Origin of the sequence: Pseudomonas canadensis (genome assembly GCF_000503215.1) — a bacterium.
Taxonomy (GTDB): Bacteria; Pseudomonadota; Gammaproteobacteria; order Pseudomonadales; family Pseudomonadaceae; genus Aquipseudomonas; species Aquipseudomonas canadensis.
Genome location: NZ_KI628539.1, coordinates 315,540 through 328,084, shown reverse-complemented (window position 1 = coordinate 328,084; position 12,545 = coordinate 315,540). Strand labels below are relative to the sequence as shown.

General features: G+C 62.6%; 12 protein-coding genes and 1 pseudogene. 7 read left to right on the top strand and 6 right to left on the bottom strand.

All coding sequences use genetic code 11. The annotated features are described in order from the left end of the window. Nucleotides 1-17: 17 nt before the first annotated feature. Complete coding sequence (locus tag U367_RS0124255) at nucleotides 18-1,202, top strand: MFS transporter (protein WP_028618916.1); 1,185 nt, start codon at nucleotides 18-20, stop codon at nucleotides 1,200-1,202. Then, nucleotides 1,199-1,600: a hypothetical protein gene (locus U367_RS0124250; protein WP_028618915.1), complete on the top strand. Its 402-nt coding sequence runs from the start codon at nucleotides 1,199-1,201 to the stop codon at nucleotides 1,598-1,600. The genes U367_RS0124255 and U367_RS0124250 overlap by 4 nt, the downstream gene beginning before the upstream one ends. A gap of 17 nt (nucleotides 1,601-1,617) precedes the next feature. On the opposite strand, the gene U367_RS0124245 is transcribed toward U367_RS0124250, so the two are convergent. Genes U367_RS0124245 through U367_RS0124230 form a run of 4 tightly spaced genes read right to left on the bottom strand, consistent with a single transcriptional unit; the run spans nucleotide 1,618 to nucleotide 6,369 of the window. Further along, nucleotides 1,618-2,469: an efflux RND transporter periplasmic adaptor subunit gene (locus U367_RS0124245; protein ID WP_028618914.1), complete on the bottom strand. Its 852-nt coding sequence runs from the start codon at nucleotides 2,467-2,469 to the stop codon at nucleotides 1,618-1,620. Between the two features lie 10 nt (nucleotides 2,470-2,479). After that, nucleotides 2,480-2,680 carry a DUF1656 domain-containing protein gene (locus U367_RS0124240; RefSeq protein ID WP_012722318.1) on the bottom strand — a complete coding sequence of 67 codons (201 nt, stop codon included), beginning with the start codon at nucleotides 2,678-2,680 and terminating at the stop codon, nucleotides 2,480-2,482. After that, nucleotides 2,670-4,847, bottom strand: coding sequence for an FUSC family protein (locus U367_RS0124235; protein WP_028618913.1), 2,178 nt, complete (start codon nucleotides 4,845-4,847; stop codon nucleotides 2,670-2,672). Before U367_RS0124235 ends, U367_RS0124240 begins: the two co-directional genes overlap by 11 nt. Nucleotides 4,848-4,857: 10 nt before the next feature. Next, nucleotides 4,858-6,369 carry an efflux transporter outer membrane subunit gene (locus U367_RS0124230; protein WP_028618912.1) on the bottom strand — a complete coding sequence of 504 codons (1,512 nt, stop codon included), beginning with the start codon at nucleotides 6,367-6,369 and terminating at the stop codon, nucleotides 4,858-4,860. 182 nt (nucleotides 6,370-6,551) lie between these two features. Between U367_RS0124230 and U367_RS0124225 the strand changes: the two genes are divergently transcribed. The 5 genes from U367_RS0124225 (at nucleotide 6,552) to U367_RS0124205 (ending at nucleotide 10,932) form a co-directional block, all read left to right on the top strand. After that, nucleotides 6,552-7,520, top strand: a complete 969-nt coding sequence (locus U367_RS0124225) for a LysR family transcriptional regulator (RefSeq protein WP_028618911.1) — start codon at nucleotides 6,552-6,554, stop codon at nucleotides 7,518-7,520. Between the two features lie 62 nt (nucleotides 7,521-7,582). Beyond that, a complete protein-coding gene (locus tag U367_RS0124220; protein WP_028618910.1) occupies nucleotides 7,583-8,557 on the top strand; it encodes a 2-hydroxyacid dehydrogenase in 975 nt (324 codons plus the stop codon). A gap of 142 nt (nucleotides 8,558-8,699) precedes the next feature. Beyond that, on the top strand, nucleotides 8,700-9,602 hold the full coding sequence (locus U367_RS0124215; RefSeq protein ID WP_016974976.1) for a chemotaxis protein CheV: 903 nt from the start codon (nucleotides 8,700-8,702) through the stop codon (nucleotides 9,600-9,602). Further along, complete coding sequence (locus U367_RS0124210; RefSeq protein ID WP_028618909.1) at nucleotides 9,599-10,081, top strand: GNAT family N-acetyltransferase; 483 nt, start codon at nucleotides 9,599-9,601, stop codon at nucleotides 10,079-10,081. The genes U367_RS0124215 and U367_RS0124210 overlap by 4 nt, the downstream gene beginning before the upstream one ends. 107 nt (nucleotides 10,082-10,188) lie before the next feature. Continuing rightward, entirely contained in the window at nucleotides 10,189-10,932 is a 744-nt protein-coding gene (locus U367_RS0124205) for a YkgJ family cysteine cluster protein (protein WP_028618908.1), read from the top strand. On the opposite strand, the gene U367_RS0124200 is transcribed toward U367_RS0124205, so the two are convergent. Both U367_RS0124200 and U367_RS1000000132825 read right to left on the bottom strand, forming a co-directional pair. Beyond that, nucleotides 10,910-11,977 (bottom strand): methyl-accepting chemotaxis protein, encoded by a 1,068-nt coding sequence (locus U367_RS0124200; protein WP_394365199.1) that lies wholly within the window; start codon nucleotides 11,975-11,977, stop codon nucleotides 10,910-10,912. The two genes, U367_RS0124205 and U367_RS0124200, sit on opposite strands and share 23 nt — an antisense overlap. 234 nt (nucleotides 11,978-12,211) lie before the next feature. Next, a pseudogene (locus U367_RS1000000132825) lies at nucleotides 12,212-12,493 on the bottom strand (PAS domain-containing protein); the annotation flags it as partial. Nucleotides 12,494-12,545: the final 52 nt, after the last annotated feature.

Here is a 12,545-nt window from a genome sequence, read left to right as displayed (position 1 = left end):
CTCGCTGGATCGCACTCATGACCTACCGCTCGAAAGTCGCCTGGATCTTTTTATTGGGTTTTGCCCTGGACCTGGTGAACATGTTTGTCGCCACGGTCGCCTACCCGGATATCGGCCACGAACTGCATGCCTCGGTCACGCAACTGGCATGGATCAGCAACGCCTACCTGCTCGGCCTGACCGTGATCATTCCGCTCAGTGTCTGGTTGGCTGCGGTGATGGGGGAGCGAACTCTGATCGCGGCAAGCCTGTTGCTGTTCGCCGGGGCATCGGTGATGGTGGGCCAGGCGAGTTCGATTGAAACACTGATCGGCTGGCGTGCCCTGCAAGGGCTGGGCGGTGGCTTGCTGATTCCCGTCGGGCAGGCCATGGCTTACCGGCATTTCCCGGCGGCTGAACGCAGCCAACTGACAGCGCGAGTGATGTCGGTGGCATTGCTGGTACCGGCGCTGTCGCCGGCGCTGGGTGGTTTGATTGTCGACAACGTGTCGTGGCGCTGGATCTTCTACGCCAATCTGCCCCTGGCGTTGATGACCCTGCTGCTGACCGTGCTGTGGATAAAACCTGACAGGCCGTCGAGCCGTCGTGTGCCACTGGACGTGGGCAGTATTTTCCAACAGATACGCAGCCCAATGCTGCGCACCGCGATGCTGATCTACCTGTGCATCCCCGGCGTGTTCATCGGTACCAGCCTCATCGCCATACTCTATCTTCGCGGCCTCGGGTACGACGCCACACAGACCGGCGCCTTGATGCTGCCGTGGGCACTGGCGTCGGCACTGGCGATTTTGCTCAGCAAAAAACTGTTCAACCGCTGTGGTCCGAAGCCATTGTTGTTGGCGGGCATGCTGCTGCAATGCCTGGGCATCCTGTTGCTGAATGGCCCTGCACTGATCATTCCAGCCTATTTGTTGATGGGGTTGGGAGGCAGCCTGTGCAGCAGTACCGCGCAGACCCTGGCCTTTCTCGATATTCCCGCCGAACGCATGGGCCACGCCAGCGCCCTGTGGAACATCAACCGACAACTGAGCTTCTGCCTGGGCGCAGCGGCGCTAAGTGCATTACTGTCGGCCTTGGATTCCTTCGCCATAACCTTCACGATGGCGGCAGCCCTGACCCTGCTGCCTCTTTTTGCGGTGCTGCGTCTGGATACGTCCCGAATACGCGCACTGCTTCACCCTGCCAGCGAGCCTCGCCCATGATCGACTACAGCGATTTTTTTGAAGAAGTGATCCAGACCCACGTCGAGATCGAACAATGGTTTGCCGGCGTTGCGCCCGAAGGCACCTTGCAGAACCTGCTCGCGCGCTTCTCCCCGGAACTCAGCATGGTTGCCCCGGCGACCGGTGCACGGGTGAATGCGGCCGGGGTCAATGCCCTGTTCACGCGCTTGGGCGGCATGCGCCCGGGATTGAAAATCACCTTGAGCGAGATGGCCGGCATCGAACGCCATGCACGTGGCGCCACGGTGACCTATCGCGAGCATCAGATCGATGACAGCGGTACACAGACGGACCGCCGTGCCACGGTGGTGTTCGAGAAGCAGGCCAGTGGCGCGCTGCTGTGGCGCCATTTGCATGAAACCTTCATCAAGGCATAACGCCAGTTCCTGCAGGATTATGGGTTGACGATGACGGTGCAGGTAATCCCCGCCGCCAACAACACCCCTTCCGGTACCTCATCGATATGAATCCGTACCGGCACCCGCTGGGCCAGGCGCACCCAGTTGAAGGTCGGGTTCACATCGGCAATCAGTTCGCGGCTTTCGGGGTTGTCGCGGTCGTAGATGCCTCGCGAGATGCTTTCCACATGCCCCTTCAAGGTCTCGCCACTCATCAATTGCATATCGGCTTTATCACCGACCTTGACGTGGGGCAGCTTGGTTTCTTCGAAGAAGCCATAAACCCAGAACGAGTTCATATCCACCACGGCCATCTTGGCTTCGCCGATGCGGGCGTAGTCACCGCGATGCACGTTCAGATTGGTGACATAACCATCCACCGCCGCCACCACCTGCGTGCGTTTCAAATTGAGTTCGGCCGCCTCCAGTTGCGCCAGCGCGTGTTGGTAGTCGGCCAGCGCCGAGTCGGCGATGTTGCTGGCGTCGTCGCGGTTTTCCCTGGAGATCACCAGGGCATCAAGGTCGGCACGGCGATGGGCGTTGACCTTGCGCATTTCCCAGGTGGCTTTGCGCGACGCCACCAGCGATTGCGCCTGTTTGACCGCAATGCGGTAGTGCTCGGGGTCGATCTGCATCAACAGGTCGCCCTTTTTGACCAACTGGTTGTCACGCACCGGCACGTCGACCACTTCGCCGGTGACGTCGGCGGCGACGTTGATGATATCGGCACGCACACGCCCGTCGCGGGTCCACGGGGTTTCCATGTAGTGCACCCACAACGTGCGGCCAATCCAGATGGCCAAGGCCAGTACCAGCAAGGTCGCGAGCAGGCTGAAAAACTTTTTCATCGGGGCATTCTCAACGGTAGACGGTCAGCGCCAGGGCGCCGAACAGGCAAACAAACAGGCTCAGGCGCAGCAACGCCGGGTGCCAGAAAAAACGGTACAGGTCGAACCCGGCCAGGAAGCGATCAAGCGCCCAGGCCAACACGGCCGCGATCAGGAACATCAGGGTCATGGTTGGCATGTACACGCCATGGAAGGCGATTTCACGGGGCATGCGGGGATCCTTTAAGGGCGGCCAGCGGCGATTGCGGGTCCAGCAACGAGGTGCGGATAAAGTGCAGGTAGCTTTTCACCCGGCGCAGGGCCGAGGTGTCGAAGTGCGGGGCGAAGGGTTCATCGGTGGCCTGCACGCGGCTGATCGCATGGTCGACGGCGATCAGGCCGCGCTCCAGGTTGCTCGCGCTGGGTTGCAGGAACAGCCGCACCAGCGAGCGGCCCATCACGCGGATGGCCTGGCGCCACGGCTGGGACTCGGCATAGGCCGGATGCACCGGCAGAATCGCCTGCTCCTTGCGCAACTCGATGATCGCGTGGCCGACTTCCAGCACCACGAACATCCAGCGCAACAGGTCGCGCTGTACTTGCGGCTGGCCGACCGCGAGGCCGTAGGCCTGGTGCAGCAGGTCGCGGGTACGGCTTTCGAAACTCGACGCCAGGCCCTTGAGCTTGCCGCTGATCGCGTATACCACTTGCTCGCGCAGGTCCTGCTCCAACCGGCGCCACAGCCAGCGGCTGTTGGGCGGCAGGATGATCGCCCCCGCCGCCGCGCACACCAGCATGCCGATGACCATGGCGATGTAGTCGTTGATGAAGGTGTAGGGGTTGTAGATCGTCAGGTTGTCCGGCACCGAGCCGGTGCTGAAGAAGATCAGCAGCCCCACGCCGACACCCGCGTATTGCGGGCGCGAAGCGAGGAATGCGCCAAAGATGATCACCGGCGCAAGCATCACGCACAGCAGCGGGAAACCGTCGATCCAGGGGAACACGAAGAACATTTCGACAAAGCCCACTAAGGCCCCGATCAAGGTGCCGCACGCCATCTGGAACGCCATGCGTTTTGGGTTCGGCGTGGCGGCGGACAAGCCCACGGTAGCAGCGGCGATCAGGGTCATGGTCGCGCCGCTGGGCCAGGCGGTAGCCACCCAATAGCTGCCTAATACGATCAGGATGAATGACGCGCGAATTCCCGAGGCGGCGCAGGCCAGCCAGTTGGTCTTGGGGATGAAGGTTTCGTCCCACTGCTCGCGCGCATGGCTGTGATCCGCCAGGGAAGCGTGGGTTTGCGCGTAGTTATGCAGGTCGTCGACAAAACGGTAAAGAAGCTCGTAGGCGGTGTGGAAATCCAGTTGTTCGGCTTCACTGGGGTTCTCTTCCTGGAAAGCCGCCCGCAAGCTGCGGACCTTGGCGGGCAGGCCGTCCTTGTAAGCGCTGAGCTGGCTGACCAAGCGTGCCGCGTCCGGGCTGGTGAGCGCACGGCCGGAGAAGCCGTCGAGCACTTCAGCAAGGTCTTGCAGCCCAGGCTTGATAGCCGCGACCACATGGTCCGCTTCATCGGTGCGCAAGCGCTCCAGCAACTGGTGCAAGGCATTGAAGCGTGTGGTGATGCTCATGAATTCGCTGTTGAGGCGACTGAGCCGGCCGTTGCGCCGACGCATGTGTGGGTCTTCAAACACCGTCACACTGCGCAGCCCTTCCAGGCCCACCGCTTCGGCGATAAAACGCACATTGCTGGCCTCGAAACCTTCGCGCTGGCTGCGCCCACGCAGGCCATCGGTGACGAACAGCGCAAACACGCCAAAGCGCTGGTACAACGCGTTGCGCATGGCGGCGCTGGAGGTTTGCGGCAGGATCGCGGCGCTGACCAGGGTGGAACACAGAATCCCCAGGGAAATTTCCAGCACCCGCCACACCGCCGCCATGAAAGCGCCGTCCGGATGCGCCAGGGCCGGCAAACCGACCATCGCCGCCGTGTAGCCGGCAAGTACAAACCCGTACGCGCGGAAGTTGCGATTGCGCGTCGCGCCAGCGGTGCAGATGCCCACCCAGATCGCCAGTGCGCCAAGGAACAACTCGGTGTTCTGCGCAAACAGGGCAATCAACACCACCATCACCGCCGACCCCGCCAGGGTGCCGAGGAAGCGATAGAAACTCTTGGCGAACACCTGACCGCTTTGCGGCTGCATCACGATAAATACCGTAATCATCGCCGTGCGCGGTTGCGGCAGTTCCAGGTGCATGGCCAGCCACAGCGTGAGGAACGCGGCGATCAGCACCTTGAAGATATACACCCAGGTCACGCCGTCGCTGCGTGCCCAGTCGAAAAAGCCACGGCGCCACTCAAGGGAATGCAGCCAGCGCAGCGGTGCAGGCAAGGGAGTCATCAGATCCTACTCAGTGATCAAACACGGCCAGCGCCGCCGGGGTCTTGCTCGGGAGGGTCTTGGCGTCTTGCGGCACATCGTCGCCGGCGCCGAGGCCGCCGCCCAGGGCCGTCACCAGTTCGGCGTGGGCGCTCAGGCGAGCCGCTTGTACCTGTTGCTCGATCTGTTGCTGATGAAACAGCAAGGTCTGCGCATTCAGGACATTCAGGTAATCGGTGAGGCCACGTTGATAGGCGATCATCGCGATGTCGTAGGTCTTCTGCGCCGAGGCCACCGACTGCGCGGCGAAGGCGGCTTGCTTGTCCATCGATTCGCGGCGGATCAGTTGGTCGCTGATGCCCTTGAGCGCATTGACCAGGGTCTGGTTGTACTGGGCGACGGCGATGTCATAACCGGCGCTGGCTTCGCCCAGTTCCGCACGCAGGCGGCCGCCGTCGAAGATCGGCAAGGTGATCGCAGGTCCCACGGTGTAGTTGAATTTCTTGCCCGCCAGGAATTCCAGCATGCCGCCACCGGTGGCCATGTAGCCGAGGCTGCCGACCAGATCGACGTTGGGGTAGAAACCGGCGTGGGCCACATCGATGCCACGGGCCTGGGCCGCGACTTGCCAGCGGCTGGCGACCACGTCCGGGCGTTGACCGAGCAACTGCGCGGGCAGGCTCGACGGCAACTTCAACGGCGCGCCCAGGGACAGGCTCGGGCGTTGCAACCGCGCGCCTTCCCCCGGGCCTTTGCCCGCCAGGGCCGCCAACTGGTTACGGCTCAGGGCGATCTCTTCGTCGAGGGCGTCCAGTTGCCGATGGGTTTCCGGCAATGGGGTTTCGGCCTGGCTGACATCGAAGTGGGTGCCGATCCCAGCGTTCAAGCGCTTGTTGGCCAGGTCGAGGATCTGCTGCTGTTGCGCCAGGGTTGCCGCGACGATATCGCGGTTGGCGTAATGCAACGACAACTGGATATAGGCGCGCACCACGTTGTTCTGCAATTCGAGTTGAGCCTGGCGCGCTTCGGCGGCGCTCATGTGCGCCAGGTCGACGGCACGTTCGGTGGCATTGCTTTCGCGGCCCCACAAGTCGAGGGCGTAGCTCAGGCCCAGGGAGGCATTGTTGTCCCAGGTGTTGGCTCCGCTCAGCTCGCCAGGACCATAGAACTGATCCTTCGGCCAGTTGTGGCGCTTGAGGGTGGTGTCGCTGTTGATCTGCAGCGACTCGGCCGACTCGGCAATCCCGACCATGGCCCGCGCCTCACGCACTCGCGCGGCGGCCATGGCCAGGCTCGGGCTATGCTGCGTGGCCAAGTCGACCCAGCGGTTCAGTTGCGGGTCGCCGTAGGCTTGCCACCATTGCTCGGTGGGCCAGCGGGCGTCCTGGGCGGCGCTCTGGATGGCTTCGTCGGTAGCCAGGTGGTTGGCGTCGAGAGACTGGCCTTGTGGGGCGATTCCTCCGGTTCCGATGCAGCCGCTGATTGCTAACGATAAAGCCCAAACACTGAGAGTCTTAAGCTCTCTGCTGATGCGACGCGGCACGGCAAGCGTATTCCTGAGAGGGTGGAGCGGGAAAGGTGGCGCAATTCTAGGCGGCGGCATGAACGACGATAAGCTGGTATTCCTGTGAATCTTTGTTACCGTTCAGGCGATAATCCGTTGGTAGGGATCACTGGACGGCGTAACTTTCTGTCACAATTTGTTATCTCCCCTGAGAACACTCCATGGACACTTTGCAAAACATGCGCGCCTTCAGTTGCGTGGCCGAAGCCGGCAGCTTCACCGCCGCCGCCGTGCAACTGGATACCACCACGGCCAATGTGTCGCGCGCGGTCTCCAACCTTGAGGCCCATCTGCAAACCCGCTTGCTCAACCGCACCACCCGACGCATCGCGCTGACCGAGGCCGGTAAACGCTATCTGCTGCGCTGCGAACAGATCCTGGCCTATGTCGAGGAAGCCGAGGCCGAAGCCAGCGACGCCCACGCGCGCCCCGCGGGGCAGTTGAAAGTGCACACCATGACCGGTATCGGCCAGCACTTCGTCATCGATGCGATTGCGCGCTACCGCCGTACCCACCCGGACGTGACCTTCGACCTGACCCTGGCCAACCGCGTGCCGGACCTGCTCGATGAGGGCTACGACGTGTCCATCGTGCTGGCCAGCGAGCTACCGGACTCAGGCTTCGTGTCCCAGCGCCTGGGCATCACCTACAGCATCGCCTGCGCCTCGCCGGATTACGTCAAGGCCAAAGGTTGCGCGCAGCGCCCACAGGACTTGCTCAACCACGCCTGCCTGCGCCTGGTCAGCCCGGTGATCCAGTTGGATAAATGGACCTTCAACGGCCCAGAAGGCCAGGAAAGCGTGGCGATCAACACCTCGCCGTTCCTGGTGAACTCGGCCGATGCGATGAAAACCGCGATCACCAGCGGCATGGGCGTCGGCCTGTTGCCTGTGTACGCGGCCATCGAAGGCCTGCGCAACGGCACCCTGGTGCGAGTGATGCCCAACTACCGTTCCCAGGAACTGAACCTGTACGCCATCTACCCGTCGCGCCAATACCTGGATGCGAAGATCAAAACCTGGGTGGAATACCTGCGCGGCTCGCTGCCGGAGATTCTGGCAGCGCACCAGGCGGAACTGGTGGCGTATGAGTTGAGTGGCAGCCTCAGCGGCGCGCGGATGGCCAACTGACAAGCGGCAGCAGGAATGTTAGCGTGCTTGGCATTCTTCCGTAGTCGATGAGCCCGCCTGCAATGAAAAAGACTGTCCTCGCCTTCAGCCGCGTCACCCCGGAAATGATCGAACGCCTGCAACAGGACTTCGAGGTGATCGCGCCCAACCCCAAGCTGGGCGACATCAACGCTCAATTCAATGAAGCCCTGCCCCACGCCCACGGCCTGATCGGCGTGGGCCGTAAGCTGGGGCGCGAGCAGTTGCAGGGCGCGAGCAAGCTGGAAGTGGTGTCCAGCGTGTCAGTGGGCTATGACAACTACGATGTGGCGTACTTCAACGAACGCGGGATCATGCTCACCAACACCCCCGACGTGCTCACCGAAAGCACCGCCGACCTGGCCTTTGCTTTGCTCATGAGCAGCGCCCGTCGGGTGGCCGAGCTGGACGCCTGGACAAAGGCCGGCCAATGGAAAGCCAGCGTCGGCGCGCCGTTGTTTGGTTGCGATGTACATGGCAAAACACTCGGCATCGTCGGCATGGGCAACATCGGCGCGGCCGTGGCCCGGCGAGGGCGCCTGGGTTTCAACATGCCGATCCTGTACAGCGGCAACAGCCGCAAGCCGGCACTGGAGCAGGAGCTGGGCGCGCAATTTCGCAGCCTGGATGAGCTGCTGGCCGAGGCAGATTTCGTGTGCCTGGTGGTGCCGTTGAGCGACAAGACCCGTCATCTGATCAGCACCCGCGAACTAGGGTTGATGAAGTCCAGTGCGATCCTGATCAACATCTCCCGTGGCCCGGTGGTCGACGAACCGGCGCTGATCGAAGCCCTGCAAAACCAGCGCATCCGTGGCGCCGGGCTGGATGTATATGAGCAGGAACCACTGGCCGAGTCGCCGCTGTTCCAACTGAACAATGCCGTGACCTTGCCGCACATCGGTTCGGCCACGAACGAAACTCGCGAAGCCATGGCCAACCGCGCCCTGGACAACCTGCGCAGCGCCCTGCTGGGCCAACGTCCGCAGGACCTGGTGAACCCCCAGGTGTGGAAGGGCTGACACCCGCTTATCCTCTGTAGGAGCCCGGCTTGCCGGCGATGGCGATCGTGCGGGCTTCATCGCCGGCGCTCCTACAGTTTTGGGTGCACAGGTCGATAACCTTCCATAGAAGATCGTCATCCCTGATCCACAGAAGGTTTTTATGTCCACCACCAAAGCCCGCGCAGACTCACTCTCGCTTCTGCTCTTTACCTTGCGCAGCGGCAAGCTGATGGCGATCAACCTGCTGAAAGTCAGCGAAATCATTCCCTGCCCGCCGCTAACCAAGCTGCCGGAGTCTCACCCCCACGTCAAAGGCATCGCCACTCTGCGCGGCAACTCGCTGGCGGTGATCGACCTGAGCCGCGCCCTCGGCGAAATGCCCCTGGCGGACCCTGATGGCGGCTGCCTGATCGTCACCGACGTGAGCCGCTCCAAGCAGGGCCTGCATGTGCAAGCCGTGAGCAAGATCGTGCATTGCCTGACCACCGACATTCGCCCACCGCCCTACGGCTCCGGGGGCAACCGCGCGTTCATCACCGGGGTCACCCAGGTGGAAGGCGGCCTGGTGCAGGTGCTGGACATCGAGAAAGTCATCCACGGCATCGCCCCGGCACCGATCGAAGCGGCGCCGACCGACCTGACCATGGAAGAGGCCGAAGTGCTCGGCAATGCACGCATCCTGGTGGTGGACGACAGTCAGGTCGCCCTGCAGCAATCCGTGCACACTCTGCGTAACCTTGGCCTCACCTGCCACACCGCGCGTAGTGCCAAGGAAGCCATCGACGTGCTGCTGGAGCTGCAAGGCACGGTTGAGCAGATCAATGTGGTGGTGTCGGACATCGAAATGTCGGAAATGGACGGCTACGCCCTGACCCGCACCCTGCGCGAAACCCCGGATTTCCAGCACCTCTATGTACTGCTGCACACCTCCCTGGACAGCGCGATGAACAGCGAAAAAGCCCGGCTGGCCGGCGCCGACGCAGTGCTCACCAAATTCTCTTCGCCGGAGCTGACCAAGTGCCTGGTGGTGGCCGCGCAAACGGTGGCGCAAAAAGGCCTGTGAGCGATTATTTCCAACTGCTGCGCCGCGACCTTATCGGCAGCCTGCCCGCCCCGCAGTGGCCGGTGGGCACGCAGTTGGATCATTACCGTGACGACTTGGCCCCGGCGATTCACGCCGTATTGCGCCTGACCCAGGATCAGGGTGGCGGTCGCGTTCCCAACCTGGAAACCTGGCAGCAGCAGTTCACCACCGATGCCGAGTTCGATCCCACGCTGTGCCTGGTGGTCAGCAACGGCGACGGCATTCTCGGCGTGGCCCAGTGCTGGACCAGCGCCTTTATCAAGAACCTTTCCATTCATCCTTGCGCCCAAGGCCAAGGGCTGGGGCGTGCCTTGTTGCTGCACAGCTTCCAGGCGTTCAAGCAACGCGGCGAACCCTATGTGGACCTCAAGGTGCTGGAGAGCAATGGGCGAGCTCGCCAGCTGTATGAAAGTGCGGGGATGAAATTTGTCCTACGCGACGTAGTCGCTCAGGACTGATACGCACTGGCGTGTTACTTGCTTCCAGAGAGCGAATCGGTGAACAGAGGTAAAAACCCGTCACCGTTCTTGCGTGCCCTCTGACCTAGCCTGGTGACAGATCCGCCATGAATACTCAATTTTCCTGCGTCGGTTGCGGCAAATGCTGCTCCGACCACCACGTGCCCCTGACCCTCGAAGAAGCCCGGATGTGGGCGGCGGACGGCGGTAACGTCATCGTTCTGGCGGAAGGTTTCCTGGTCAACGGCCTGGGGCTGCCCCAGCAGCAACGCGAACATGCCGAGCGCCGTTCGGTAGTGGTGCCCAGCGGCAGTACCGAGGCGTTTGTGGCAATCACCTTTGCCGCCTACAACGCCGGGCGCTGCCGGAATCTTGACGAAGACAACCGGTGCCGCATCTATGAACGTCGCCCGTTGGTGTGCCGCATCTATCCGATGGAGATCAACCCGCATATCCCGCTGAACCCCGCCGCCAAGGATTGCCCGCCGGAATCCTGGGAACAGGGCCCGACGCTGATCGTCGGCGGTGAGCTGATGGACCAGGACCTGGCTGAACTGATCCGCCGCTCGCGCCAGGCCGACCGCGACGATGTGCAGACCAAGGAAGCGGTGTGTGCCTTGCTGGGCATTCGCACCACGGCGCTCAAGGGTGATGGCTTTACCGCTTACTTGCCGGACATGGGCGCATTCGCCCAGGCGATTGAGTTGGCGGTGAGTCAGCCGTCCGTGGCCAATGAATGGGTGTTCCATGTGTCGGGGCTGGACATCGCCGAGCAGGTGCTGGATGCCGGGGCGCAGATTGCCACCGAAGTGCCGGCCAACTATGCGTTTATCCCGTTACGCGCGGCTTAGACCAGAATTCTCTCGCCAATTGACGCAGATCCTCCGCCAACGCCGCCACATCGTTTGAGCTGAGCTGGCTTTGCTGCCCGGCGCTGACGGTGGCCTCCCCGGCGTCCCGAATGCCGACGATATTGCGGTTGATGTCTTCACTCACCACGCTCTGTTCTTCCACAGCCGTTGCGATCTGCTGGCTCATGGCGGTGATTTGCGTGACGCGCTGGCTGATGCCATCCAGCGCGGCGGCGGCACGTAGTGCTTGTTCGACGCTGGCTTCGACGTGCTCGCTACTCTGGGCCATGGCCTGCACCGCATCACGGGCGCCGCCTTGCAGGGTGCTGATCATGCGCTGGATTTCATCGGTCGATTGCTGCGTGCGCTGCGCCAGTCCGCGCACTTCATCCGCCACCACGGCAAACCCGCGCCCCTGCTCACCCGCACGCGCCGCTTCGATAGCAGCATTCAGCGCCAGCAAGTTGGTCTGCTCGGCAATCGTGCGGATCACCTCCAGCACGCCGCTGATCTCGCCGCTGTGGCTTTCCAACTGGTGGATCACCTCAGTGGCACGCGCCAATTCCTGGGACAGGCGCAACACCGCATCACGGCTTTGATCCACACGCTGATGGCCTTCGCGGGTTTCGCTGCCAGCCTGGTCGGCAGCCTTGGACGCCTGCTGCGCGTGGTTGGCCATTTCGGCCACGCTGGCGGCCATCTGGTGGATCGCCGCCGCCACTTGGTCGGTCTGGGTTTGCTGACCCAGGCTACTGGCGTGGCTGCTGTCGAGGTGCCGCACCAATTGCGCGGCATGGCCGGACAAGCGCTGAGAGGCATCGCCGATACGGCCCACCACGGCGCCCACCTGGGCTTCGAGCATGTGCAGGGCAAACTCGATCTGCCCGCACTCGTCACGACGTCCGGTATAGATCGCCTGGCTCAGGGGATTGTCGGCGATGCGGCGCGCCCGTTCTTGCAACTGGGCCAGGGGCCGCAAGATCGCCCGCACACCCATAGCCCCAACCGCAGATCCCGCCAGAAGCGCGAGTAATTGCCAGGCCAACACGTATTCCGCCAGGCCAAGACCCGATGCCAAGGTCGCACCACAGGTGACGGCGACCCAAACCACCAGTTTCGTGCCTATGCCGATGGCCGGCCCCGTCGCACGCTTGCCGGCTCGCAAGCGCGCGTAGGCCTGCTCTGCCAGGGTAATCCTGCGGGCATCCGGCTTGGTACGCACCGATTGATACTCCACCGTCGCTCCGTCGCGGGTCACCGGCGTGGCATAGGCGCTGACCCAATAGTGATCGCCGTTCTTGCAACGGTTTTTCACCATGCCCATCCACGAACGCCCGCCCTTTAGGGTTTGCCACATATGGGCAAACGCCTCGGACGGCATATCCGGATGGCGCAGGACGTTATGCGGCATGCCCAGCAGCTCGTCATGGCTGTAACCGCTGATGTGGATAAAGTCCTGGTTGGCGTAGGTAATCGCGCTGGTCAGGTCGGTGGTCGAAAGGATATTGGCGTCGGGAGCAAAGTCCACATTCCGACCGGTGACCGGCAGATTGATCTTCATGGAGAAGCGCGCTCGTGATTGTTGGAGGAGTCGGCAGGGCGTCGACTCTAAG